The sequence below is a fragment of the Mesorhizobium sp. M1307 genome, assembly GCF_040318155.1.
In the GTDB taxonomy this organism is placed as follows: Bacteria; Pseudomonadota; Alphaproteobacteria; order Rhizobiales; family Rhizobiaceae; genus Mesorhizobium.
This window is the reverse complement of sequence record NZ_JAMYLR010000022.1, coordinates 13,670-37,460: the sequence shown is the minus strand read 5'-3', so window position 1 is coordinate 37,460 and position 23,791 is coordinate 13,670. Positions and strand designations below refer to the sequence as shown.

The 23,791-nt window shown below is 63.9% G+C and carries 23 protein-coding genes and 1 riboswitch; of the genes, 8 read left to right on the top strand and 15 right to left on the bottom strand.

Going from position 1 to position 23,791, the window contains the following annotated elements; genetic code table 11:
• Positions 1-6: 6 nt before the first annotated feature.
• Entirely contained in the window at positions 7-705 is a 699-nt protein-coding gene (locus tag NKH16_RS21955) for a nitroreductase (protein ID WP_352452121.1), read from the bottom strand.
• 256 nt (positions 706-961) lie between these two features.
• Between NKH16_RS21955 and NKH16_RS21950 the strand changes: the two genes are divergently transcribed.
• The 5 genes from NKH16_RS21950 (at position 962) to NKH16_RS21930 (ending at position 8,633) form a co-directional block, all read left to right on the top strand.
• Positions 962-1,555 (top strand): helix-turn-helix domain-containing protein, encoded by a 594-nt coding sequence (locus NKH16_RS21950; protein ID WP_352901743.1) that lies wholly within the window; start codon positions 962-964, stop codon positions 1,553-1,555.
• A 76-nt stretch (positions 1,556-1,631) separates the two neighbouring features.
• Positions 1,632-4,085: a GcvT family protein gene (locus NKH16_RS21945; protein ID WP_352742301.1), complete on the top strand. Its 2,454-nt coding sequence runs from the start codon at positions 1,632-1,634 to the stop codon at positions 4,083-4,085.
• Complete coding sequence (locus tag NKH16_RS21940) at positions 4,082-4,981, top strand: homocysteine S-methyltransferase family protein (protein WP_352452124.1); 900 nt, start codon at positions 4,082-4,084, stop codon at positions 4,979-4,981. Before NKH16_RS21945 ends, NKH16_RS21940 begins: the two co-directional genes overlap by 4 nt.
• The gene (locus NKH16_RS21935; RefSeq protein ID WP_352742304.1) at positions 4,981-6,162 is read left to right on the top strand and encodes a pyridoxal phosphate-dependent aminotransferase; all 1,182 of its coding nucleotides are present in this window, start codon (positions 4,981-4,983) and stop codon (positions 6,160-6,162) included. The genes NKH16_RS21940 and NKH16_RS21935 overlap by 1 nt, the downstream gene beginning before the upstream one ends.
• Positions 6,159-8,633 carry a GcvT family protein gene (locus tag NKH16_RS21930; protein WP_352901739.1) on the top strand — a complete coding sequence of 825 codons (2,475 nt, stop codon included), beginning with the start codon at positions 6,159-6,161 and terminating at the stop codon, positions 8,631-8,633. Before NKH16_RS21935 ends, NKH16_RS21930 begins: the two co-directional genes overlap by 4 nt.
• A gap of 216 nt (positions 8,634-8,849) precedes the next feature.
• On the opposite strand, the gene NKH16_RS21925 is transcribed toward NKH16_RS21930, so the two are convergent.
• From NKH16_RS21925 to NKH16_RS21900, 6 genes are all read right to left on the bottom strand, one after another.
• Complete coding sequence (locus NKH16_RS21925) at positions 8,850-9,431, bottom strand: NAD(P)H-dependent oxidoreductase (RefSeq protein WP_352742308.1); 582 nt, start codon at positions 9,429-9,431, stop codon at positions 8,850-8,852.
• A gap of 225 nt (positions 9,432-9,656) precedes the next feature.
• Positions 9,657-11,057 (bottom strand): FAD-binding oxidoreductase, encoded by a 1,401-nt coding sequence (locus tag NKH16_RS21920; protein WP_502894970.1) that lies wholly within the window; start codon positions 11,055-11,057, stop codon positions 9,657-9,659.
• The gene (locus NKH16_RS21915; RefSeq protein WP_352742517.1) at positions 11,054-12,352 is read right to left on the bottom strand and encodes a cytosine deaminase; all 1,299 of its coding nucleotides are present in this window, start codon (positions 12,350-12,352) and stop codon (positions 11,054-11,056) included. Before NKH16_RS21915 ends, NKH16_RS21920 begins: the two co-directional genes overlap by 4 nt.
• A 17-nt stretch (positions 12,353-12,369) precedes the next feature.
• Positions 12,370-13,221, bottom strand: coding sequence for an ABC transporter permease (locus NKH16_RS21910; protein WP_352742310.1), 852 nt, complete (start codon positions 13,219-13,221; stop codon positions 12,370-12,372).
• Positions 13,208-14,032, bottom strand: a complete 825-nt coding sequence (locus NKH16_RS21905) for an ABC transporter ATP-binding protein (RefSeq protein ID WP_352742312.1) — start codon at positions 14,030-14,032, stop codon at positions 13,208-13,210. The genes NKH16_RS21910 and NKH16_RS21905 overlap by 14 nt, the downstream gene beginning before the upstream one ends.
• Positions 14,033-14,035: 3 nt before the next feature.
• The gene (locus NKH16_RS21900; RefSeq protein WP_352742313.1) at positions 14,036-15,040 is read right to left on the bottom strand and encodes an ABC transporter substrate-binding protein; all 1,005 of its coding nucleotides are present in this window, start codon (positions 15,038-15,040) and stop codon (positions 14,036-14,038) included.
• Positions 15,041-15,419: 379 nt separating this feature from the next.
• Between NKH16_RS21900 and NKH16_RS21895 the strand changes: the two genes are divergently transcribed.
• Both NKH16_RS21895 and NKH16_RS21890 read left to right on the top strand, forming a co-directional pair.
• Positions 15,420-15,803: a RidA family protein gene (locus tag NKH16_RS21895; protein WP_352617542.1), complete on the top strand. Its 384-nt coding sequence runs from the start codon at positions 15,420-15,422 to the stop codon at positions 15,801-15,803.
• A gap of 56 nt (positions 15,804-15,859) precedes the next feature.
• Positions 15,860-16,663, top strand: coding sequence for a creatininase family protein (locus tag NKH16_RS21890; protein WP_352742315.1), 804 nt, complete (start codon positions 15,860-15,862; stop codon positions 16,661-16,663).
• A 64-nt stretch (positions 16,664-16,727) separates the two neighbouring features.
• Here the strand turns inward: NKH16_RS21890 and NKH16_RS21885 are convergent, their stop codons facing one another.
• The 3 genes from NKH16_RS21885 to cobD all read right to left on the bottom strand — a co-directional run bounded on the left by NKH16_RS21885 (position 16,728) and on the right by cobD (position 19,560).
• On the bottom strand, positions 16,728-17,882 hold the full coding sequence (locus tag NKH16_RS21885) for a serine hydrolase domain-containing protein (protein ID WP_031211732.1): 1,155 nt from the start codon (positions 17,880-17,882) through the stop codon (positions 16,728-16,730).
• A gap of 119 nt (positions 17,883-18,001) precedes the next feature.
• Positions 18,002-18,505 carry a tyrosine phosphatase family protein gene (locus NKH16_RS21880; RefSeq protein ID WP_352742316.1) on the bottom strand — a complete coding sequence of 168 codons (504 nt, stop codon included), beginning with the start codon at positions 18,503-18,505 and terminating at the stop codon, positions 18,002-18,004.
• Positions 18,502-19,560, bottom strand: coding sequence for a threonine-phosphate decarboxylase CobD (cobD, locus tag NKH16_RS21875; RefSeq protein ID WP_352587595.1), 1,059 nt, complete (start codon positions 19,558-19,560; stop codon positions 18,502-18,504). Before cobD ends, NKH16_RS21880 begins: the two co-directional genes overlap by 4 nt.
• Here cobD and cbiB point away from each other — a divergent pair.
• Complete coding sequence (gene cbiB / locus NKH16_RS21870) at positions 19,559-20,530, top strand: adenosylcobinamide-phosphate synthase CbiB (RefSeq protein ID WP_352742318.1); 972 nt, start codon at positions 19,559-19,561, stop codon at positions 20,528-20,530. The genes cobD and cbiB overlap by 2 nt on opposite strands.
• Positions 20,531-20,557: 27 nt before the next feature.
• Here cbiB and NKH16_RS21865 read toward each other — a convergent pair whose 3' ends face one another.
• The 5 genes from NKH16_RS21865 to NKH16_RS21845 form a co-directional block, all read right to left on the bottom strand.
• Positions 20,558-20,872: a hypothetical protein gene (locus NKH16_RS21865; RefSeq protein WP_051406122.1), complete on the bottom strand. Its 315-nt coding sequence runs from the start codon at positions 20,870-20,872 to the stop codon at positions 20,558-20,560.
• A gap of 476 nt (positions 20,873-21,348) precedes the next feature.
• The gene (cobO, locus tag NKH16_RS21860; protein ID WP_352742319.1) at positions 21,349-21,981 is read right to left on the bottom strand and encodes a cob(I)yrinic acid a,c-diamide adenosyltransferase; all 633 of its coding nucleotides are present in this window, start codon (positions 21,979-21,981) and stop codon (positions 21,349-21,351) included.
• Between the two features lies 1 nt (position 21,982).
• Positions 21,983-22,504 carry a bifunctional adenosylcobinamide kinase/adenosylcobinamide-phosphate guanylyltransferase gene (gene cobU / locus NKH16_RS21855; protein ID WP_352901732.1) on the bottom strand — a complete coding sequence of 174 codons (522 nt, stop codon included), beginning with the start codon at positions 22,502-22,504 and terminating at the stop codon, positions 21,983-21,985.
• Complete coding sequence (locus NKH16_RS21850; RefSeq protein ID WP_352742323.1) at positions 22,497-23,279, bottom strand: CbtA family protein; 783 nt, start codon at positions 23,277-23,279, stop codon at positions 22,497-22,499. The genes cobU and NKH16_RS21850 overlap by 8 nt, the downstream gene beginning before the upstream one ends.
• Before the next feature lie 15 nt (positions 23,280-23,294).
• On the bottom strand, positions 23,295-23,474 hold the full coding sequence (locus NKH16_RS21845; RefSeq protein WP_023676561.1) for a CbtB domain-containing protein: 180 nt from the start codon (positions 23,472-23,474) through the stop codon (positions 23,295-23,297).
• A gap of 36 nt (positions 23,475-23,510) precedes the next feature.
• A riboswitch (cobalamin riboswitch) is annotated at positions 23,511-23,707 on the bottom strand.
• Positions 23,708-23,791 lie beyond the last annotated feature (84 nt).

Sequence of the window (23,791 nt, the reverse complement as noted above, 5' to 3'; positions counted from 1 at the left end):
TTCACGTCACTCCGCGAACGTCACCCACTCTTCCAGCGGCGCGCGGTCGGTGCGGAAGGCATTTTCGGGCTTGGACGTATCCTCATGGCCGAGCGCCATGCCGCAGACGACGATCTCCTCGTCGGGAATGTTGAGCACCGGCCTGATCTGCCGGTGATAGGGCGCGAAGGCGGCTTGCGGACAGGTGTGCAGGCCCCTGCCCCGCGCGGCGACCATGATGTTTTGCAGGAACATGCCGTAGTCTATCCACGACCCCTTGTTCAGCCGCCGGTCGACGGTGAAGATCATGCCGACCGGGGCGTCGAAGAAGACGAAGTTGCGGTCGTGCTGCGCACGCATCCTGTCGACCTCGCGCCGGCCGATGCCGAGCACGCCGTAGAGGCCGAAGCCGTTGGCCCGCCGTCGCGTCAGATAGGGTTCGAAGAACTGGTCGGGATAGTAGCGGTACTCGTCCCACTCGGCCTTTTCGGCGCGGATGCCCGAGCTGAGGATGGCGTCGGTGATGCGCTGCTTGACCTCGCCCTTGGTCACATAGACTTTCCAGGGTTGCATATTGGTGCCTGAGGGCGCGCGCGCGGCAACGGCGAGAATATCGCGGATGGTCTCGTCGTCGACCATATCGGGCAAGAAGGCGCGTACCGATCGGCGCGAGGTGATCGCGTCATCGACGATCGCCGCCGCAATCCGGGAGTTGTTTTCCAGCATGGCCGTCCCTTTGCGTATGATCCCGAATAGGATCATGCGCCGACTAGAAGTGATGGAGCATCCTTGCGCGTCTTTTTGAACGCCCGATAGCCTACCCGCCTCGACCGGACGCCCCACTCGCCGCTCGTGCGCCGAGCCTTTGCCCGAACCGTCAAAATGGCGCAAGTAAATCTTGTGAGTGCGTGAAAATCCCCTTGATTTTTTCATGAACCCGCCATCAAATGAAATTTGCTGGGAATTTTTCACCGATACAGGGATGGCTTTGCCCTCAACCGCCGCCAGATCGGAACAGGACAGCGGCGAACGGCTGCTGGCCGGCGACATCCGCGCGTTGCGCAAGGCGCGCGGCCTGACGCTTGCTGAAATCGCACTGAAGCTCGGCCGTTCCGTCGGCTGGGTCAGCCAGGTCGAGCGCGGTCTGTCGGTCCCGTCGCTCGGCGATCTCAGGGCCTTCGCCGAATTGTTCGGCGTGCCTGTCAGCCTGTTCTTCAGCCATGAAGTGCCTGTCGAGACCGAACGCGGCGTGGTCGTGCGCGCCGGCAGCCGGCGCGTGCTTGGCACAAGCGATTCTGGCCTGGTGGAGGAGCTTCTGTCGCCCGATCTCGGCGGTAGCTTCGAGATGCTCCGTTCGGTCTTCGCCCCGGGTGCCGAGATGAAGACCGAGGCGCGCCGGCCGACCGAGGAAGCCGGCTACGTCGCTTCCGGCAGCTTCGATATCGAGATTGCCGGCGTCTGGCACCGGCTTGGCGAAGGCGACTCCTTCCGCTTCGACGGCAAGCCGTTCCGCTGGCGCAATCCTGGAGCCGAGCCGGCTGTCGTCATCTGGGTGGTTTCGCCGCCTGTCTATTGAACGAATGCATGTCGCCCAAAGTGCGTGGCGGTTTTGGGACAACGACATGCATCAAAACAAATAGTCGGAGAAGAACATGGCCGGTTTGCCGACCACGGCACGCGTTGTGATCATCGGAGGCGGCGCCGTCGGCGCCTCCTCGCTCTACCATCTCGCCAAGGCGGGCTGGACCGACTGCGTGCTTCTGGAGAAGAACGAGCTGACTTCCGGCTCGACCTGGCATGCCGCCGGCAACGTGCCGACTTTCTCCTCGTCATGGTCGCTGATGAACATGCAGCGTTATTCGACCGAGCTCTATCGCCGGTTGGCCGACGAGGTCGGCTATCCCATGAACTACCACGTCACCGGCTCGCTCAGGCTGGCCCATAGCGCGGAGCGCATGCAGGAATTCCAGCGCGCCAAGGGCATGGGCCGCTACCAGGGCATGGATATCGACGTGGTCGGGCTCGACGAGATCAAGCGCCGTTACCCCTTCATCGAGACGCATGAGCTGAAAGGCGCGCTCTACGATCCGAATGATGGCGATATCGACCCCGCGCAGCTGACCCAGGCACTGGCCAAGGGCGCGCGCGACATGGGCGCGAAGATCATCCGCTTCTGTCCGGTCACCGGCGTGAGCCGAGACAATCACGAGTGGGTAGTCGAGACGGCGCAAGGCGAGATCCGCTGCGAGATCGTCGTCAACGCCGCCGGCTACCGCGCCGCCGAAGTCGGCAGGATGTTCGGCCGCGAGGTGCCAATGATGGTGATGAGCCATCAATATATCCTGTTCGAGGAAATCCCCGAACTGGCCGCATGGTCGAAGGAACAGGGCAAGAAGCTGCCGCTGCTGCGCGACGTCGATACGTCCTATTATCTGCGCCAGGAAAAGAACGGCATGAATCTCGGCCCCTATGAGCGCAATTGCCGCGCCCACTGGGTCGGCCACAACGACCCAATGCCCGACGACTTTTCGTTCCAGCTGTTTCCCGACGATCTCGACCGGCTGGAACATTACCTGGCCGATGCTGTCGCCCGCGTGCCGATCCTCGGCACCGCCGGCCTGTCCAAGGTCATCAACGGGCCGATCCCCTATGCGCCGGACGGCAACCCGCTGATCGGCCCGATGCCCGGCGTGCCCAACGCCTTCGAGGCCTGCGTCTTCACCTTCGGCATCGCCCAGAGCGGCGGCGCCGGCAAGGTGCTGGCCGAATGGGTGACCGAGGGCCAGACCGAATGGGACATGTGGTCGTGCGATCCGCGCCGTTTCACCGCCTTTGCCTCGGCCCCGGATTATTGCGTCGCCAAGGGCATGGAGATCTATGGCAACGAATATGCCATCCAGTTCCCGCGCCATGCCTGGCCGGCCGGGCGCGACCGCAAGCTGTCGCCGCTCCACGACCGCATCAAGGCACTCGGCGCCCGGTTCGACGCCTATAATGGCTGGGAACGCGCCACCTGGTATGCGAAGCCAGGCGACGACATCTCCGAACAATCCACGCTGACTTTCCGCCGCGACGGGCCGTGGCAGCATCGTGTGCGCGAGGAATGCCTCGCCGTCCGCGATGCCGCCGGCATTCTGGACCTGCCGGGGTTTTCCCGTTTCAATCTCGACGGTCCGGGTGCCGCCGAATGGCTGAGCCTCCAGGTGACAGGCCTGGTTCCGAAACCCGGCCGCATCGGCCTCGTCTATTTTGCCGACGACAAGGGCCGCATCGTCACCGAAATGTCGGTGGTCCGCCACGACGAGAACCTGATGACGCTGATCACCGCCGCTGTGGCTCAGTGGCATGATTTCGAATGGCTGAAATCGCGCATCCCGAAGGACGCCACATTCAAGCTGGTCGACCGGACGGAGGAATACTCCACCCAGATCCTCGCCGGCCCCAACTCGCGAAAAATCCTCGCCGAACTCTGCACGGCCGACCTCACCCTGCCCTGGCTGACGCATCAGGAAACCAGTATCGCCGGACGTTGGGCAAAGCTGGTGCGCGTGTCCTTCGCGGGCGAGCTCGGCTGGGAAATCCACAGCAGGGTCGACGATACCGCAGCCATCTTCGACGCCGTCTGGGCGGCGGGGAAGAGGCATAGACTAAAACCGTTCGGCATGTACGCGCTGGATTCGCTGCGGCTCGAAAAAGGTTACCGCACCTGGAAGGGTGACCTGTCGACCGACTATTCGATCCTGCGGGGCGGGCTGGAGCGCTTCGTCAGATGGGATAAGCCCGACTTCCGCGGGAAGGCGGCGCTGCAGAACGAGAAGCAGCAGGGCATCAAGAAGCGCTTCGTCACGCTGGTCATCGAAAACCCCGGCGACTGCGATGCGCCCTACATGTCGACGCTGTGGCATGACGGCCGCATTGTCGGCGAGACGACATCCGGCGGCTGGGGTCATCGCATCGACAGGTCGATCGCGCTCGGCATGCTGCGCGCCGACCTCACCGAGCCGGGAACCGCGGTCGAGATCGAGATCTTCGGCGAACGTTTTCGGGCGGTCGTGCAGAAGGATGAGCCGTTATGGGATCCAAAGAACGAGAGGCTCAGAGCATGAAGACTGTCATCCTTACCGATGGCGGCATGGGCCAGGAGCTGGTCCGCCGTAGCAGTTCCGAGCCGACGCCGCTGTGGTCGGCCAGGGTGCTGATCGACGAACCGGATCTGGTGCGCGACCTGCATGCGGAATTCATCCGCGCCGGCGCCCGCGTCATCACCATCAACACCTATTCAGCCACGCCGGAGCGGTTGGCACGCGAAGGCGCGGAAGAGCTGTTCAAGCCGCTGCAGAAGCGCGGCATCGAACTGGCAAGGCAAGCCCGCGACCAGGCCGGCGACGCGGCGATCGCCGGCTGCCTGTCGCCGCTGTTCGGCAGCTATGCGCCGGCGCTGACGATATCCTTCCAGGATACGCTCGACATCTATCGCCGCATCGTTGCCGAGCAGGCGGACGGCGTCGATCTGTTTCTGTGCGAAACCATGGCGTCGGCCGAAGAGGCGCGCGCCGCCGTCACCGCGGCGTCGGAAAGCGGCAAGCCCGTATGGGTGTCGTGGACGCTTGCCGACCACGGCACGCCGCGCCTGCGCAGCGGCGAAGCCATTGCGGCGGCGTCGGGCGCTCTTGCCGGCCTGCCCGTCGCGGCTCGGCTGATCAATTGCTGCCGGCCCGAAGCGATCGCTGCAGCGCTGCCCGAACTGATCGCTCTCGGCGGTCCGGTCGGCGCTTATGCCAACGGCTTCACCTCGATTGAGGCGCTCAAGCATGGCGGTACCGTGGAAGTGCTGCACGCCCGCCACGACCTTGATCCGGATGCCTATGCCGGCCAGGCGGTCGGTTGGGTCGAGGCCGGCGCCGGCATCGTCGGCGGCTGCTGCGAAGTCGGACCGGCCCACATCGCCGCGCTGCGCGACCGGCTCGAGCAGGCCGGTTATGAAATTTCGGGAGCAGCATAATGCCCAGGCCATCATCGCGCATTTCCGGCATCGTGCCTTCAGGCAAGGATGGCTGGGAGGTTCATTCCGCTGCCTGGGCGCGCAAGCAGGCCGGCGAGGACATCATCATGCTGTCGGTCGGCGACCACGATTTCGACACGCCGAGCGAAACGATCGAGGCCTGCGTGACCGCGGTTCGCGCCAGCAATCACCACTACACCCCGCTTGCCGGCGTTCCGCGCCTGCGCAAGGCGATGGCGGCGGCCTCGACCTTGTGTACCGGCGTTGCGACAAATCCCGACCAGGTCATCGCCACGCCGGGCGGGCAGGCCGCGCTTTACGCGGCCATTCAAGCGGTTCTCGACCAGGGCGACCATGCCATCGTCGTCGCGCCCTATTACGCCACCTATCCCAATACCTTCAGTGCGGCGGGCGCCGAGTTCAGCGTCGTCGAGACACCCGCCGAGGATGGTTTTCAGCCGCGCGCCGCCGACATCCGCGCCGCTCTCCGGCCGAACACCCGCGCCATCCTGATCAACACGCCCAACAACCCCACGGGCGCCGTCTATTCGCGAGAGCGCCTGGAAGATCTGGCGCAGATCTGCCGCGAGCATGACCTGTGGCTGCTGTCGGACGAGGTCTACTGGACACTGGGCGGTGGCGAGCACGTCTCGCCGCGCTCGCTGCCCGGCATGGCGGAACGCACGCTGGTCATCAATTCGATGTCGAAGAGCCACGGCATGACCGGCTGGCGCATGGGCTGGCTGACCGGGCCGGAATCAATGGTCTCGCTGTTGACCGACCTCAATCTGGTGATGACCTACGGCCTGCCGGCCTTCATCAGCCTCGCCTGCGCCGAGGCGCTCGAAAATGGCTACGGCGTCAAGGAGATCGCCGAGCGCTACGCCGCGAGGCGCACCGTCGTCCTCGATGCCATGCGCGGTATGAACAACATCACCGTGCGCGGCTCCGAAGGCGGCATGTACGTCATGCTCGACATATCGGCGATCGAGCCGGACGACGAGAAATTCGCCTGGGCTTTCCTCGACCAGGAAAAGGTCGGCGTCATGCCCGGCTCGAGCTTCGGCCAGGCTGCAGCCGGCCACATCCGCTTCAGCCTCTGCCAGCCTGAGCCGGTACTGATGGAGGCTGCCACGCGCCTGCGCCGCTTCGCCTCCAGCTATGGTCGCGAGGCCGCATGAACGCCCCGCCCACCAAAACCATCCCGACCAAGGCCATTGCTCCCAAAGCGAGGGCGGTCATCATCGGTGGCGGCGTCTCCGGCTGCTCGGTCGCCTATCATCTGGCCAAGCTGGGCTGGACCGATATCGTGCTGCTCGAGCGCAAGCAACTGACGTCGGGCACGACATGGCACGCCGCCGGCCTGATCGGACAGTTGCGCGGCTCGCAGAACATGACGCGGCTGGCGAAGTACTCGGCCGACCTCTACGTCAAGCTGGAGGCCGAGACCGATGTCGGCACCGGCATGCGCCAGGTCGGCTCGATCACGGTGGCGCTGACCGAGGAGCGCAAGCACGAGATCTATCGGCAGGCATCTCTCGCCCGCGCCTTCGATGTCGATGTGCGCGAGATTTCGCCTCGTGAAGTCAAGCAGATGTACCCGCATCTCAATGTGTCAGATGTGGTCGGCGCCGTGCACCTGCCGCTCGACGGCCAGTGCGATCCGGCCAATATCGCCATGGCGTTGGCCAAGGGCGCGCGCCAGCGCGGTGCAACGATCGTCGAGAATGTGAAGGTCACCAAGGTCCACACCAAGGCCGGCCGTGTCGCCGGCGTTTCCTGGGCGCAGGGCGACGAGCAGGGCGCGATCGAAGCCGATATCGTCGTCAACTGCGCCGGCATGTGGGCACGCGAACTTGGCGCCCAGAACGGCGTCACCATCCCGCTGCACGCCTGCGAACATTTCTATCTCGTCACCGAGCCGATCGCCGGGCTTTCCCGCTTGCCGGTGCTGCGCGTGCCGGACGAGTGTGCCTACTACAAGGAAGATGCCGGCAAGATGATGCTCGGCGCTTTCGAGCCGGTTGCCAAGCCTTGGGGCATGAACGGCATAAGCGAGGATTTCTGCTTCGACCAGTTGCCGGAGGATATGGACCATTTCGAGCCGATCCTTGAAATGGGCGTCAATCGCATGCCGATCCTGGCCACCGCCGGCATTCACACCTTCTTCAACGGTCCCGAGAGTTTTACCCCCGACGATCGCTACTATCTCGGCGAGGCGCCGGAGCTTTCCGGCTACTGGATGGCGACCGGCTACAATTCGATCGGCATCGTCTCCTCCGGCGGCGCCGGCATGGCGCTGGCGCAATGGATCAATGACGGCGAGGCGCCCTTCGACCTCTGGGAGGTCGACATCCGCCGCGCCCAGCCGTTCCAGAAGAACCGCCGCTATCTCAAAGAGCGCGTCTCCGAAACGCTCGGCCTGCTCTACGCCGATCATTTCCCCTACCGGCAGATGGCGACCTCGCGGAACATAAGGCGCTCGCCGCTGCACGAACATCTCAAGGTGCGCGGCGCCGTGTTCGGCGAGGTCGCCGGCTGGGAGCGCGCCAACTGGTTCGCTAGGCCCGGCCAGGAGCGCGAATACCGCTATTCCTGGAAGCGGCAGAACTGGTTCGACAACCAGCGCGCGGAACATCTTGCGGTCAGGAACGGCGTCGGCCTGTTCGACATGACTTCGTTCGGCAAGATCCGTGTCGAAGGCCGCGATGCCTGCGCCTTCCTGCAAAGGCTCTGCGCCAACGACGTGGACGTGACGCCGGGCAAGATCGTCTACACCCAGATGCTCAACCAGCGCGGCGGCATCGAGAGCGATCTCACCGTCTCGCGATTGTCCGAAACCGCCTTCTTCCTCGTCGTGCCCGGCGCCACGCTGCAACGCGACCTGGCCTGGCTGAGAAAACATCTTGCCGACGAGTTCGTCGTCATCACCGATGTGACGGCGGCCGAAGCCGTGCTTTGCCTGATGGGCCCGGATTCGAGAAAGCTGATCCAAAAGCTGAGCCCGAACGATTTCTCCAACGAGAACAACCCGTTCGGGACGTTTCAGGAGATCGAAATCGGCATGGGGCTGGCCCGCGCCCACCGCGTCACCTATGTCGGCGAGCTCGGTTGGGAGCTTTACGTCTCGACCGATCAGGCCGCCCATGTCTTCGAGGCGATCGCGGAAGCCGGCACCGACGCCGGCCTGAAGCTCTGCGGCCTGCACACGCTGGACTCCTGCCGCATCGAAAAGGCCTTCAGGCATTTTGGCCACGACATCACCGACGAAGACAATGTGCTGGAGGCCGGCCTCGGCTTTGCGGTGAAGACCGCCAAGGGCAACTTCATCGGCCGCGATGCCGTGCTGAGGAAGAAAGAAAGCGGATTGAACCGGCGGCTGGTGCAGTTCCGTCTGAAAGACACGCAACCCTTGCTCTTCCACAATGAGGCGATCCTGCGCGACGGCAAGATCGTCGGCCCGATCACCTCGGGCAATTACGGCCATCATCTCGGCGGCGCAATCGGGCTTGGTTACGTGCCTTGCAAGGGCGAGAGCGAGGCGGACGTGCTGTCGTCGTCCTACGAGATCGAGATCGCCGGCGAGCGCTTTGCGGCGGAGGCGTCGCTTAAGCCGATGTACGATCCGAAGGCGGAACGGGTGCGGATGTAACTCTTTTCCTTCTCCCCTTGTTGTGGGAGAAGGTGGCCGAGCGAAGCTCGGTCGGATGAGGGGTGTTGGAAGGATCGCTACCTCAACGGAATTAGCGTTTAGCGCTCCCGTCCCAATCTTCCCACGCCGCGTTTCTTCCAGCACCCCTCATCCGGCTCGGCGCTACGCGCCGATCCACCTTCTCCCACAAGGGGAGAAGGAAAAGTCCCGCCCGCGTCAGAACGCGTCGATCCTGGCCGCGACTTTCGCCACGAACCTCGTCCGCGTCTCGTCGGTCGACAGGTTCATCGAGTAATGCGCGAGGTAGGAAACCGACCCGCCGGGCTTGATCGTCGCACGCAGCACCCGCTTGACCAGCTTGCGCGGCGGGTCACCCATCAGCATGGCTCGGAACCGGCTGCCGCCATAGGTCGTGACCGCGACCACCTTGCGAATATTGTGCAGCGACGGCTGCACCTTGCCGTCGACCAGCTTGAACGACACGCCGGGCAGGAAGACGCGATCGAAAAAGCCTTTCAGAATGGCCGGATAGCCGAAGTTCCACACCGGAAACGACAGCACCAGCGCCTCGGCCCGCAGAAGGCGCTCGACATAGGCTGACGCCGGATCGCCGTCGCTGCGTTCGTCGTGATAGGACAGCCGTTCGGCCCGCGTCAGCCTGGGATCGAAACCCTCGGCATAGAGATCGCAGTCGTCGACGACATGGCCGGCGGCCTTCAGCCGCTCGATGATCGTCCGGTGCAGATCGGCGTTGAAGCTGGTCTCCACAGGATGAGCATAGAGGACGAGGACGTTCACAGGAGAACATCTCGCAAGTCGGCACCAAGCACCCCCCTCTGCCCTGCCGGGCATCTCCCCCTCAAGTGGGGAGATCGGCTGTCAGTATCGCTTTCGCCAGTTGACGACGTTGGAAGATGGTCGAGACGATGGAACTGCCAATCTCCCCCCTTGAGGGGGAGATGCCAAGTGGTGGCAAAGAGGGCAGGCCAGAGGGGGGTACAGCGCCACACGCCCGTCATCGTCTCAACCCGCCTTCTCCAGTCCCTTGAACAGGAACGACTTGCCCGAGCGATAATCATAGTCCGGGTTCTCCCAGGCGATCATCTTGCCGGGATTGAGCAGCCCTTGCGGGTCGGTCTCGCGCTTGAAAGCCAGTTGCACTTCATCCGTCCGCTTCATGCCGCCTTCTTCCAGCGTGTAGCGGTGCGGGTTGAAGATCCAGCAGCCATTGTCCTCGTGGATGCGGATGATCTCGTCGAGCCGCTCCGCCGTGGTGAAGCGGACCAGCGGCAGCCCTGCGATGCCGATGGCGCCGTCGAAGCGGATGAACTCGAGATGCGCCGGCACCTCGTCGCCGAAGCGGTCGACCATCGCCTTGACGTGGCCGAGGTGGTCCGGCGACGGATAGCGGGTCTGCAGATAGGTGATCGTCGGATCGACCCGGATGGCACGCAGCGTCGTGTGGTTCCAGGTCAGCTCATAGGCCGGCGGCAGCCCTTTGAGATCGGCCTCCTTGTCGGCGCGAAAGACGATCTCGCCCTTGCTGCGCGCCGTGAAGGCGAGGAAGGCATCCATCGCATGCGCCGCGATCATCAAGACGACGATGCTTTGGCCGCGCCGGAAAAACCGCTGGTGGCGCTTGAAGTAATCGTAGGGGATGGGTGCTGCGATCGGCGTGATCAGTTTCGCCAATATGCCGTCCTGAATGGCGAGATCGTTGCCGAAGCCAGCCGCATCCATGAAATCGTCGAAGCCGACGATGACGTCGATCCAGTCATAGCTGGCGGTCAGAGGCATCTCGACTTCGGTGATGATGCCGTTGGTGCCGTAGGCGTGCATCACCTTCAGCACGTCCTCGCCGGTGAGCTCCATGACCCGCGGCTCAGCCTCCATCGTCACGGTTCTCAGCCGGATGACGTTGCCGAGGTCGCGCAGTCCGCCCCAGCGGATCGAGCCGATGCCGCCGGAGCCGCCGGCGACGAAGCCGCCGATCGATGCGGTGTTGTAGGTCGATGGCGACATGCGGAGCTCCTGGCCGGAATGCGCCCGCGTCGCTCTGTCGATGTCGGCGAGCACGGCGCCGGGGCCGGTGACGACACGGCCCGGCGCGATCGTCTTGACCGCGTTCATCTCGGCGAGATTGAGCACGACGCCGCCGGACAGCGGCATCGCCTGCCCGTAATTGCCGGTGCCACTGCCGCGCGGCGTCACCGGGACGCCGTGCCGGTGGCAGGCGGCGAGAATGCGGACGACCTCGTCTTCGGTTTTCGGCGTCACGATCAGGTCGCCGGTGACGTGCTCGAGCTGCTGCTTCAGCACCGGGCTGTACCAGTAGAAGTCGCGGCTCTTCTGCTGGACGATCGCCGGATGGTCGTCGATCTTCAAACCGTCCAGGTCGCGCTTAAGCGCCGCAATATCCATCATTCCACCATCAGATCATCGAGTTCGGCATAATCGGGCAGCTGGCGCTCGATCGCCTGGCCGTCGCGCACCACGATGCGGTCCGATTCTGGTCGCGACAGCAATTCCGTCCAGCTTCGCCCTCTGAAGACGACGAAATCGGCCGGCCCGCCGGCGGCAAGCGTGCCGAAGCCGTCGAGCCGCATCACCTTGGCCGGCGTCGCGGTCACTGCTTGCGGCCAGTCGGCGACGGGGTGGTCGAGATGCAGGATGCGCGTCGCCATGCGGTAGACCTCCAGCATGTCGAGATCGCCATAGGCATAGAACGGGTCGCGCGTGTTGTCGGAAGCGACGGCAACGGCAATGCCGCGCGCCTTCATTTCATGCAGCAGCGTCACCCCGCGCCAGCGTGGCGTGGTGTTGTCGCCGCGCCGGTCCTGCAGATAGAGATTGCACATCGGCAGCGACACCACCGCCAGGCCGGCCTTTGCCACCTTGTCCAGCGTGTCGAGCACCTCGAGGTCGGGCTGGCGCGCCAGCGAGCAGCAATGGCCGACCAGGATTTTTCCCTCAAAGCCGTTCCACAGGGCTGCTTCGGCGATCTTCTTCAGCGAGATCGCCGAGGCATCGTCGGTCTCGTCGGCATGGAAATCGAGGTCGAGGCCATGCTTGATCGCCTGCGCAAACACCTGGTCGAGCAGTTCTTCGAGGTCCGGCATCATGTAGGTGACGACGCCGAGCACGCCCTTGGCACCAGCCACCCGTTTGGCCAGCCTGTCGAACCATTTCCTGTCGCGCACGCCCTCGATGCCGAGCAGGCAGGCCGCCTGCAACTCAATGCGGCCGCGCCATTTCTCGCGCATCGTCTCGAACACCGGCCAGGAGATCTCTTCCTGCGGGGCAACGCTGTCGAGATGCGTGCGCAGCGCCCTGGTGCCGTGCGCATAGGCCGAGCGCAGTGAAAAATCCATGCGGCGGGCGACGTCGTCGGCGCTCCAGCGCGCCGCCCGGTCGGCGCCCGTTGCGTTCAGCGCGCCCATGAAGGTGCCGTCCGGGTTGGGCTTTCGAGGCCAGATGTGGCCCTTGTCGATATGGGTGTGGCAATCGACGAAGCACGGCAGCACGATGCGGCCGCCGAGGTCGGTGGCGTCCGCCGGTGCGTTGGATCGATGCGCCGTAATCCCGGAGATCTTGCCATCGGCGACGGCAATGTCAGCGAGCGCAAATCCGTCGGCGTCAAAGGCAGCCGCAAGCCCCGGCGTCAGCGACGCGTGAAGCCGGACGTTGGAAAGTTGGTAGGAACCAGAAGCCGGTATCAAGGCGGCGCTGCTCACCATCACCGCTCCTGCCTCAGCGCGCTCTCGTGCCAGCGCCGCAAAATGAGATGCGAAATCAGCGACAGCACCAGGAAGATCAGGATGCCGGTGAGCGAGATCAGGATCAGCGCCGCGAACAGCCTTGGTGCGTTGAGCCGGTAGCCGGCCTCGATGATGCGCGAGGCGAGGCCGGACGACTGGCCGGTGGCGCCGGCGACGAACTCGGCCACCACCGCGCCGATCAACGACAGCCCGCCGGCGATCTTCAGCCCGCCGAGGAAATAGGGCATCGCCGCCGGCAGCCGCAGATAGCGCAGTTGCTGCCAGCGGGTGGCGCCGTTGAGCTTGAACAAATCGCGCAGATTGCGATCGACGGAATTGAGGCCGAGCGTGGTGTTGGAGAGAATCGGGAAGAAGGCGACGATCCAGGCGCAAAGCAGCAGCTTTGTCGTCTGGTTGTCGACATAGATGTTGATCAACGGAAAGATCGCGACGATCGGCGTCACCTGCAGCACAATGGCGAACGGAAAGAACGACATTTCCACCCATTTCGACTGCGCGAACAGCACCGCCAGCCCGACGCCGCCGACCACCGCGAGCAGCAGGCTGAAGAAGGTGATCTTGAGCGTCACCAGCAGCGAGGAGAACAGCAGCCCGGCATCGTCATGCAGCGTCTGCAGCACCACGCTGGGGCGCGGCAGGATATATTTCGGGATGTCGTTCCAGACGCAGATGCGGTCCCACAGCCAGATCGCCAGGATCATGATCGCCAGCGGCAGCAGCCATCTGCCGATGCGCTCGAAGCGCTCCTGGCGGACGCGGCGCGCCTCCTCCGGGTCGAGCGCCAGGACTTGTTGTTCAATGGCCGTCATGATGCGGTCCGGCAGTTGAGTTGATGGCGCCGATCAGCACGTCGGATGCCTGGCGGCAGAGCGCGGCATAATCGAGCGAAGTGCGAAACGCCTCATCGCGCGGATAGGGCGCATCGACGCCAAGCTCCGCGAACACGCGGCCCGGCCGCGCCGCCATGACGACGACGCGGTTGGAGAGGAAAACGCTTTCGAAGACGCTGTGGGTGACGAAGACCACGGTAAAACGCTCATCCTGCCATAGCTCCAGAAGGTCGTTGTTGAGCTTGAAACGGGTGATCTCGTCGAGTGCCGCGAACGGCTCGTCCATCAACAGAATGCGCGGCTTGGTCACCATGGCGCGGGCGATCGAGACGCGCATTTTCATGCCGCCTGACAGTTCGCGCGGCACGGCCTTCTCGAAGCCGGTCAGGTGAACCCGCGCCAGCATCTCCATCACCGCCGGCGCCGCCTTGGCCCGCGACACACCCTTCAGACGCAACGGCAGCCAGACATTGTCGAAGACGTCGGCCCAGGGCAGCAGCGTCGGCTCCTGGAAGACGAAGCCGATATTCGAACGCTCGAGGGCGCCGCTGCCGCGCCAGTCGAGCACGCCCGAGGTCGGCGTCGATAGGCCGGCAATCAGCCGCAGCGCCGTCGATTTGCCGCAGCCCGACGGCCCGAGCAGGCTGAGGAAATCGCCCTCCCGGATCGTCAGCTCGACATTGCTGAGCGCGGTGACGCCGTTGGAAAAAACCTTGCCGACGCCACGCAGCGCCAACAGCGTCGGCCCCGATACGCTTCCTGGCTGTTGCGCCACTTTCTCCAGCTTCACGGCCTACTTCTTCAGGTCGAGCCCGACGCTCTTGTTGACGAAGGCCAGCGTGTAGGCCTTCTTGATGTCGATGCCCGCCGGCGTGACCTTGGCCTTGACCATCTTGTCGTAAAAACTCTGGATGCGCGCATCGGTCATGGCGCCGATGCCGAGCTTTTCGCTGTCGCCGGAATCGACCACGCCGAACTTCTTCAGCTGCTCGATCGAGAAGGCGATCTGCTCATCCGTCATATCCGGATTTTCCTTCTTGATCATCTCGTTGGCGGCCTTGTTGTCGCCGTAGAGATAATTGTACCAGCCTTTGGCCGAGCCATCGACGAAGCACTGGACCACCTCGGGCCGCTTGTCGACCGTCTCCTGCATGGTCTCGACCGTCGTTGCATATGTGTCCCAGCCATAGTCGGCCAGCAGGAACTGGTTCGGCGTGAAACCGCCTTGCTTCTCGACGGCGAATGGCTCCGAGGTGACGTAACCCTGCTGGATCGACTTCTTGTTGGCGATGAACGGCGCCGGATTGAAGGTGTAGGGCGCGCGCTTGGCGGCGTCGAAGCCGAGATCGGTGACCATCCACTGGAAGAAGGTCTGCGCACCTTCGTCGCCAAGGATGTACTGGTCGGCGTTCTTCAGGTCTTCCCATTTGTCCAGCCCCTGGCCGGGATGGGACATGATGACCTGCGGGTCCTTCTGGAAGTCGGCCGCCACGACGCGCATCGGTATGCCTTGCTGCACGGCATCGAAGGCCGACAGCAGATTGCCGCCCATGTAAAAATCGATCTTGCCGGCCAGCAGCAGCGGCCGGCCGCTGACCTGTGGGCCGCCCTGCATGATCGTCACGTCGATGCCGCAGGCGGCATAGGTGCCGTCCACCACGGCCTGATAATAACCCCCATGCTCCGGCTCAGCCAGCCAGTTGGTGCCGAAGGTGACTTTTTCGTTCGCTGCCGCGGCAAGCGTGCCTGCGCCAAGCAGCACGATCACGCCCGCCGAAATCTTGAGTTTTCCGTACATCCACACCACCCTTTGTTCGCTCCGGCGCGTCACGCGCCGGGCTCGACACCATTGTTTCAAGAAGCAAGACACATGCCACCGGCGCGTTGCGCCGGGACCGCCCGCTTGTGCAATGCCCGCCTGAGCAATGGCGGCGCGAAGGCCGGACGGGTCATGCTGTACGAAAGGCATCGTGCCTATTTTTTGATCGCCTGTCCACAATCGCCCTCGTGACATGCACCGCCATCTTGATGCCCGCATCGATCCGGCCTTAGAGCGACGTGCGTCCACTTGGACGCACAAAGTACGCTCTAAAACTTTGAATCTTCGCATCGTGCTTTCCGAAAATCGATCCCGATTTTCGGGCCGATGCGATAGGCTGCCGTGAACGGAGATTGCCATGTTCAAATTTCTCACGCCGAAGTCGATCAAGCCGCCCTTCGCCCGCTACAGCCATGGTGTCGAACTGCCGCCCGGCAAGCGGCTGGTGCTGTGTTCGGGCCAGGTCGCAATCACCCCGGACGACCAGATCCCCGAGGAGGCCGGCGCACAGGCCGAGCTCTGTTTCCGGAACATATCGGCGATTCTCGGCGAGGCCGGGCTCGGCCTGTCCGACATCGTCCGCATCAACACCTACGTCACCGACCGCGCCTTCCTGCGGCCCTATATGGAGGTTCGCGACCGGCTGTTCGCCAGCCCGGCGCCGGCCTCGACGCTGATGATCGTGTCCGGTTTTGCCCGGCCGGAATTCAAGGTCGAGATCGAGGTGATTGCGGCGGGATGATCGACAGCCGATCGTTCCCGCGTTAGGTCTGGGCTTGTCGGTTCAAGAGGCATGACATGACCACTGCAAAAAAACGCGTATGGTGGGGTGACTACCGGACCACCGAATACGCGACCGTCGATCCTGAGACGACCATTGCCGTTCTGCCGCTGGCAGCGATCGAACAACACGGGCCGCATCTGCCGGTTTCGACCGACACCTCGATCATGAACGGCATGCTGGAAACGGTGATCGCGCGCCTGCCCGGCGATCTCGACATCCGCATCCTGCCGGTCCAGGCGGTAGGCAAGTCGAACGAGCATTTGCATGCGCCGGGCACCCTCACCCTGCCGGCGACGACCTTGGTCGAGGCGTGGACCGAACTTGGCCTGTCGGTCGCGCGTTCCGGCGTCCGAAAACTGATTGTCGTGAACTCGCATGGCGGCAATGAGGAGATCATGGGCATCGTCACCCGCGAATTGCGCGTGCGGGCAAAGATGCTGGCGGTAAAGACCAGCTGGCAGCGTTTTGGCCGGCCGGCCAGCATGTACACCGAGCTCGAGGACCGCCACGGCATTCATGGCGGCGACGTCGAGACCTCGCTGATGCTGCACTTCCGGCCCGACCTCGTCGACATGGGGAAGGCCGACAATTTCGTGTCCAAGGTCGCCCGCGCCGAAAAGGAATTTGCGCTGCTGCGCCACACTGGAACACACGCCTTCGCCTGGATCGCCAGCGACCTCAACCCGAATGGCGTGGTCGGCGACGCCAGCATTGCAACCGCCGAAAAAGGCCGGCTCACCGCCGAGCATCAGGCCGACGGTTTCATCGGCCTGCTGAGGGACGTGGGCAAGGCAAAGCTGGCGGATTGGTTGGCGTAGGTGTTTGATCCCACCAGCTCAGGCCTCGCTCACGAGGGGCGATTCCATTCGCGCGCGAGGATCCTCACTTCACCTCTTGAAGCGGCGACACCGTGTAGATTTCGTCCAGTATCTTCACCATCAAGGTGTTGGCGGTCGCCTGGCCGTCGAGCGCGAGAGTCAGGTTGGTCCATATGACCAGGGTGACATCATTGGCCGGATCGTAGCCCATGAAGGACTGGTAACCGGGCATCTCGCCTTCGTGATAGTAGATTTCGTTAGGCCCGAAGGTCAGCGTTAGGATGCCATAGCCGTATTTTTGCATGGCGGGTTCGCCCGGCTCCGGCGCCTCAGGGCTTGCAAGCCACTGCCGCTGGAAGTCGGCATTGAAGAGCTTGCCCCCGACCAGCGCGCGCATCCAGGTCGCGAGGTCATCCGCGGTGGAGATGACTCCGCCAGCCGCAAAGTAGGCGGACGGGTTCTGCCATGTGTCGTCGTTGGGCTTGAGCGTTCCCGCCCTGGCCGCAGCCTGGAGGTCGTCCGGATAGGGCGCATCAGCCAGGGCGTACGAAGTACTGCCGTAGAGATAGCCGTTTGAGTATGGCTCGGGGATGGCGTTCGACGTGCTCGGCGGCAAAGCGGTGTTCTTCATGCCGAGCGGCCCGAACAGGCGGTCCCGGAAGATGGTCGAGAGCGGCTTGCCGTCGATCTTCTCGGCAACAAGGCCGAGCAGATAGTAGTTGGTGTTGTTGTACTCGAATTCGGCACCCGGCGCGAAGTCCGGCGGCCGTTTGAACGCCATGCCGAGTACTTCATCAGCGGTCCATACCCTGTAAGGATACTTGTCCAGGCTTTCGGCAAGTTCCGGCGCATTGGTGAAGTTAGGGAGGCCGCTCCGCATTGTTATGAGCTGCCGAATGGTTATCTCGTCGCCGTTGGGAACGCGCTGGACGTATTTCGAGATCAGATCGGCGAAGCTCAGTTTCCCTTCCTGCACCAGTTGCACGATGACAGCGGCGGTCATCGTCTTGGTGTTCGAGGCCGCACGGAAGTGGGTATCGGCGCGCGGCGGGTTCGTGGCACCCAGTTCAGTCGTACCGTAGCCGAAGACGAGGTTGCCCCGCGGAGTCTTGAGCAAAACCATGGCACCGGGCAGCATAAGTTCCTTGGCCAAACCCTCGACAGTGGCTTGGAGCGCTGCCAGGTCGATCGACTTGAGAGCCGGCATGGACGCGGCCATGGCGCTGCCTGTCGCGCAGACCACGCCAACAACCATGGCCAAAATTCTCCCGATCATCATTCGCCCCTTGGCCGTGTGCTAGAACTCCTGCGCACTTTTCCTGGAATTTGTTTTTAGGCTCAGATTTTCAATTCGAACGGCGTGCCTTCGAAAGCATCCGCGCCGCGCCCGATCGCCTGGATCGCTTCGATCATCCGGCCTCTGCGATCGAGCAGTGCGTCGGCAATTGCGATCAGCCGAGGATTGGGTGTCGCCGTGGGCGACAGCGCGCGCAGCGTCTCGGCCAACTCGGCCTCGTCGCGCTTCGGCGCCAGCGCTGCCGCGATGATGTAGGCCGAGGCGGTCGAGCGGCTGATGCCGGCATAGCAATGCACCACCAGCGGCCGCGAGCGATTCCATTGCCGTGCGAAATCGAGCAGGTTCAGAACATGCTCCTCGCCCGGCATCGTCATGCCCTCTTGCGCCACCGCAATGTCATGCATGACCAGATGCAGATGGTTTTCCCTGGTGATCGAGGCCGGTCGCATCACCTCCGTTCCGGCGGCAAGCAGCGAAAGCAGCCGGCCGGCCCCGGTCTTCGTTACCGTTTCCTCGACTTTGGACAGCGAGCAGACATGGATCATTGGGTCGTTTCTCCCTTGGCATTATCGTCGCGCCGCGAGGCCCAGCCGGCAAGTGCGGATTCGAGCCGCCGCCATTCTTCGTCGGCTCCCGGCAGGCCGGCGCGCAGCACATCCGGACGATCGGCGAAATGCCGAAGCAGGATGCCGCGCTGGCCAAGCGCCGAAAACAGGCCGGCAGCGTTCGCCAGCCTGATATAGCGGAACAGCGCGGTGCCACCGGCGACAGGCACGCCGAAGCGGCCGAACAGCGTATCGAGCCGTGCGGCATCCTCGGCCAGACGGCGCCGCATCCCGGCCTGCCAGCCGGTATCGGCAAGCGCCCTTATGCCATATTCGAGCGCCGGCCCGGCAACCGCCCATGGCCCGAATTGCGCCTCCAGCCGCTCGACCGTCAGCGCATCGGCCAGTGCAAAGCCAAGCCGCAGGCCGGCCAGGCCGAAGAACTTGCCGAACGAACGCAGCACGACGATGCCGCCCTGGTCGACGTCGCCGGCCAGGCTTTCGCTGCGCGGGCCGACATCCATGAAAGCCTCGTCGACCACCAGCAGCCCACCTCTGGCTCGTAATGTCCCGGCAAGTCGAAGCAATCTTTCGCGCTCGACGACACGCCCGTCCGGGTTGTTGGGGTTGACGACGACGGCAAGGTCGGCCGCCGCCAGGGCTTCGAAATCATCGACTTCAGCCGCCGCATGGCCGGCGATCGCCGCTGCCCGCCGATGCTCGGCATAAGTCGGCCCGAGCACCAGCGCCGTGCCCGGGCTGACCAGGGAAGCGACGCGCGGCAACAAGATCTGCGTGCCGGGCGCCGCTGCGACATTCGCCGCCGACGGGGCGCCATAGGCGCTTGCCGCGCGTTCAGCCAAGTCGCGGCCGCGCGCTGTTTCCGGCAATCGCGACAGGGCGGTGGCGGGCAAATCGAAAAGCGGGTAGGAGTGCGGATTAATCCCGGTCGAGAGGTCGACGAAAGGCAGCGGCGCGTGAGGGAAAAGCGCCCTCGCCCGGCCAAGGCTTCCGCCGTGGTCCACTGCCGCCGTCACTCCATCAAGAGCCTTCATGCCGATCCTGATCACTTTCCTGTCGCTGGCCATCGAACTTGTACTCGGCTACCCGGCCCGGCTCTTCGATGCCATTGGCCATCCCGTCACCTGGTTCGGCAGGCTGATATCCTTTCTCGACCGCAGGCTCAACCGCGCCACTGATTCCGACGCCCACCGTCGCGGCTGGGGCGTCGTCACGCTGCTGGTGATCGTGCTGGTGCCGGCCGCCCTCGCCCTCTGGCTCGAAACCTTGCTTTGGAGCATTCCCCTCGGCTTGTTGGTTACCGCAATCCTGGCGACGTCGCTGCTGTCGCAGAAGAGCCTGGCCGAGCATGTCGAAGCCGTCGCCGACGCCCTCGACAGCGGCGGACTGGACATGGGCCGCATTGCCGTCTCGCGGATCGTCGGTCGCGACCCGGAAAAGCTCGACAGGGCCGCTGTCTGCCGCGCCGCGATCGAAAGCCTGGCCGAGAATTTCTCCGACGGCGTCGTCGCTCCGGCCTTCTGGCTCGGTATCGGCGGGCTCGCCGGCGGCGTCGCCTACAAGGCCGCCAACACCGCCGATTCGATGATCGGCCATCGCACCCCGCGCCACGAAGCCTTCGGCTGGGCGGCTGCGCGCTTCGACGATTGGATCAATCTGCCGGCGTCGCGGCTGACGGCGCTGCTGATCGTACTCGCCGCTTTTCTGGTCAAGGGCGCCGACGCCAACGGCGCCTGGCACGCCGTGCGGCGCGATGCGAAAAAACACCGCTCGCCCAATGCCGGCTGGCCGGAAGCAGCGATGGCCGGCGCGCTCGGCCTGGCGCTCGCCGGCCCCCGTTCCTATGACGGCGTCATGGTCGAAGACGCATTGATGGGCGAAGGCGGCCGGCGCGATGATGTCGAGAGCACCGACATCCGACGGGCGCTGAAACTCTACCGGATCGCCGACTTTCTGCTGATCGCGCTGTTCGGCGTGATCGCGGTGATCGTCATCGCCGCGTGAACGTCCGAATGGGTCGGAAAACCCGACCTACCAGGTAACACGGACTTCCTTTGCGCTCGGATCGGCTTCCACGCCAAACCTTTTGATCGCGTACCCACCGGCAGCTACGGGAGAAGATTTCAATAAGGGTTCGACTACGACAAAAAGTCGTTCAGCGTTTGGCCCATACATGTAGAGGATGCATTCGCCTTCACCAAACAAGTCACCGTCAAACTCGCCGACCGATGCATCCTCGATAGCTTTCTCTAGCCGATTCTCGAGCGCATAAATGGATTCGCGTTCGTCAGCGGCACCAAACTGACCATCATTGAGAATAAGATAGACGATTACCGCCTGGTCCACGAACAATCTCCAGCTTCGCAAGCGACCAGAACTCTATCCCTGACATCCGGCGGCACTGAAACTCTACCGGATCGCCGACTTTCTGCTGATCGCACTGTTTGGGGTAATCTCGACGGTCGTAATTCTGTTGTGATCTTCGCCCGATCCCAGGCGAAACAAAAAACCCACCATGCGGCGGGTCGTTGGAGCCAATCAGCACCATACCGAAGTTACTAGCATAGCTGCCGGCACAAAGCAAGAACAAAATAGGGCGCCTTCAGCCTTGAAGGTTCGCAGCTTAGTTCCAGCTTGGGTTTCTCGCCCCACGAAAGTGGGGAGAGGTGGCTCGGCGAAGCCGAGACGGAGAGGGGAACCGCGCTCTACGAAAGCCCCCTCTCCGGCCGCTTCGCGGCCACCTCTCCCCCGCTTCGCGGCGGGCGAGGAACCCAAATCTTGAGAGGTCGAGACACCGCGCCTCTGCCTCCCCAGCAACCCCCTCAGAACTCGATCCCCTGCTGCGCCTTCACGCCGGCGGAGAAGTGGTGCTTGGTCACGCCCATCTCGGTGACCAGATCGGCCGCCTCGACCAATACCGGTTTGGCGTTGCGGCCGGTGACGACGACATGCAGGCCTTCGCGACGCGCCTTCAACGCCGCGACCACCTTTTCGAGATCGAGGTAGTCGTAGCGCAGCGCGATGTTCAGCTCGTCGAGCACCACGAGGCTGATCGACGGCTCGGCCATCAGCTCGAGCGCCTTCGCCCAGGCGGCCTCGGCCGCCGCGATATCGCGTTTCAGGTCCTGCGTTTCCCAGGTAAAGCCCTCGCCCATGGCGTGCCAGACGACGCGATCGCCAAAACTAGCAAACGCGTCCTTCTCGCCGGTGTGCCACTTGCCCTTGATGAACTGGACGACGCCGACGCGCTTGCCATAGCCGAGCATCCTGAGCGCCAGCCCAAAGGCGGCCGTGGTCTTGCCCTTGCCCGGTCCGGTGTTGACGATCAGCAGCCCCTTCTCGACCGTCTTGGCCGCGACCTCGGCGTCCTGCACCGCCTTGCGCTTGGCCATCTTGGCGCGGTGGCGTTCCTCGTCCCCCTGTTCAATGGTCTTGAGATCGATAATATCAGCCATGTCATTTCACCTTGAGCGGCAGCCCCGCCACCATCAAAAGCACGGTGCTGGCAACAGCCGCGACATCCTGATTCAACCGACCGGCGGCGTCGCGAAACCGTCTTGCCAGCGCATTGTCCGGCACGATGCCCTGGCCGACCTCGTTGGACACCACGAACCACGGCCCACGCGGCCGCGACAACACATCGGCCAGCCTCCGGCATTCGGCCTCGACATCATGGTCGGCCAGCATATGGTTGGTCAGCCACAGCGTCAGGCAGTCGATCAGCACCGGCTGGCCGTCAGGCAGCGCTCCGATCGCGCCGGCAAGGTCGAGCGGCGCATCGATGGTCGTCCAGCCGGCGCCGCGCCGCGAGCGGTGCAGCGCGATGCGCTGGCGCATCTCCTCGTCATAGGCTTGCGCGGTGGCAATATAGCTCCACGGCGCCGGACAGGCCGTTACCAGCCTCTCGGCATGCGCGCTCTTTCCGGTCCGCCCACCGCCGATGACCAGGGTCAGTGCCCCGGCAGCGCGGTCAGGCAAAGCTGTCGCGCAGGCTGGTCGCCGTGCCCGTGAAGCGTCCGCGCACCACGCCGACGACCGCGCCGAGCACCAGCCAGAACACCAGATTGGTCAGCGTCACCGCCACCACGAACTGGTGGTGCAGGCCTTCCGGGATCGCCGTTTCGAAGCTATCGGGCTGCGGCGCGCCGACGATATGCGGCGCAACGATCAACGCCACGGCAAGAGCCACCAGCGGCAGCGATCTGCGGAAGACGATAAGGCCGAGACCGGCCGCTGTCGCCAGCACTGTTGCCCACCACCAGATCTGGCGTTGGACAAGGTCGGCCGCCGGCATCGCCGGCAGTTCCGGCGGCAGGCCGAGGCCCGGCGCCAGCGTGAACGCGGCAAAGCCGGCCAGCCCCCAGAACAGGCCCTGGCGCCAATTGCCGATGCCGCCGGCGAATTCCGAAACCGCAACCAGGACCAGCGCAAAGCCGATGCCGGTGACGATATTGGCAACGACGCTGAAGCCGAAGCGTTCGAAAACGTCCGCCGGCGCCCAGCCTTCGTCTTCCGCCGGAGCCATTGCTTCAGCCGGTGCCGGCGCGGCGCTGCTCATAGCCGTCGTGCCTGCGGCGTTTTCGGCCGGTGCCGCAGGTGCCGCGGCATGGTCATGGCCGCCGCCGGCCTGTTCGTAGACTTCCGCCTTTAGGATGAGCGGCACCGTGGCATAGGCTTGCATGCAGGCGAGAGCCACGCCGGCCACAAGCCCTGCGATCGCCGCGATGAACACGACGTTGCGAAACAGTGTCATGATGTCAGCCCCTTGTTAGTGGCAGGGAAAGCCCATCGAATGGCGATAGTCGTGCGCGGCATTGTGGACCGCATCGATATGCGAGAAGCCGACAAAGCCCATGACGAAAATGCCGAGGAATGCAGCAAGCGCCAGTTGCATGAGACGCGACTGCGAGGAGGCGGAAGCGCCGAGCGAAACGGAAGCGGTATTCATGTCTTGTCCTTTCGCCCTCCACCCGAGGGCATAGAAGTCAGTTTCCTGTCGCCGGCAGGTCTCCTGGCTCGCGGATCAGCGCCCTTCCCCACCTTCCCGAAGGCGAACCTTCAGTGGCATATGGAGAGGACTACCGCACACAGTTGCGGGGGCAGCCACGGCATTGGGCAAACAACTTGCCCTCACCGCATTCCCTCTTGGTTCCAAACGGAACCGACGACATCAGCGACTATAGGCAGAATCGCCGCGCCCGGCAAACCAAATTCCGCCGGATCGTGTGGCGAATGCGCCGCCTCGCCAAGCCGGTCGGCCGGCGC

Bases quoted from the DNA above. Each gene is read 5' to 3' on its own strand.
- NKH16_RS21945 (WP_352742301.1), top strand. From the start codon at position 1,632: ATGGCCGGTTTGCCGACCACGGCACGCGTTGTGATCATCGGAGGCGGC.
- NKH16_RS21955 (WP_352452121.1), bottom strand. From the start codon at position 705: ATGCTGGAAAACAACTCCCGGATTGCGGCGGCGATCGTCGATGACGCG.
- NKH16_RS21880 (WP_352742316.1), bottom strand. From the start codon at position 18,505: ATGATCCATGTCTGCTCGCTGTCCAAAGTCGAGGAAACGGTAACGAAG.
- cobD (WP_352587595.1), bottom strand. From the start codon at position 19,560: ATGAAGGCTCTTGATGGAGTGACGGCGGCAGTGGACCACGGCGGAAGC.
- NKH16_RS21845 (WP_023676561.1), bottom strand. From the start codon at position 23,474: ATGAATACCGCTTCCGTTTCGCTCGGCGCTTCCGCCTCCTCGCAGTCG.
- NKH16_RS21890 (WP_352742315.1), top strand. From the start codon at position 15,860: ATGACCACTGCAAAAAAACGCGTATGGTGGGGTGACTACCGGACCACC.
- NKH16_RS21900 (WP_352742313.1), bottom strand. From the start codon at position 15,040: ATGTACGGAAAACTCAAGATTTCGGCGGGCGTGATCGTGCTGCTTGGC.
- NKH16_RS21920 (WP_502894970.1), bottom strand. From the start codon at position 11,057: ATGATGGATATTGCGGCGCTTAAGCGCGACCTGGACGGTTTGAAGATC.
- cbiB (WP_352742318.1), top strand. From the start codon at position 19,559: ATGCCGATCCTGATCACTTTCCTGTCGCTGGCCATCGAACTTGTACTC.
- NKH16_RS21895 (WP_352617542.1), top strand. From the start codon at position 15,420: ATGTTCAAATTTCTCACGCCGAAGTCGATCAAGCCGCCCTTCGCCCGC.
- cobO (WP_352742319.1), bottom strand. From the start codon at position 21,981: ATGGCTGATATTATCGATCTCAAGACCATTGAACAGGGGGACGAGGAA.
- NKH16_RS21950 (WP_352901743.1), top strand. From the start codon at position 962: ATGGCTTTGCCCTCAACCGCCGCCAGATCGGAACAGGACAGCGGCGAA.
- NKH16_RS21940 (WP_352452124.1), top strand. From the start codon at position 4,082: ATGAAGACTGTCATCCTTACCGATGGCGGCATGGGCCAGGAGCTGGTC.
- NKH16_RS21935 (WP_352742304.1), top strand. From the start codon at position 4,981: ATGCCCAGGCCATCATCGCGCATTTCCGGCATCGTGCCTTCAGGCAAG.
- NKH16_RS21930 (WP_352901739.1), top strand. From the start codon at position 6,159: ATGAACGCCCCGCCCACCAAAACCATCCCGACCAAGGCCATTGCTCCC.
- NKH16_RS21910 (WP_352742310.1), bottom strand. From the start codon at position 13,221: ATGACGGCCATTGAACAACAAGTCCTGGCGCTCGACCCGGAGGAGGCG.
- NKH16_RS21885 (WP_031211732.1), bottom strand. From the start codon at position 17,882: ATGGCCGCGTCCATGCCGGCTCTCAAGTCGATCGACCTGGCAGCGCTC.
- NKH16_RS21850 (WP_352742323.1), bottom strand. From the start codon at position 23,279: ATGACACTGTTTCGCAACGTCGTGTTCATCGCGGCGATCGCAGGGCTT.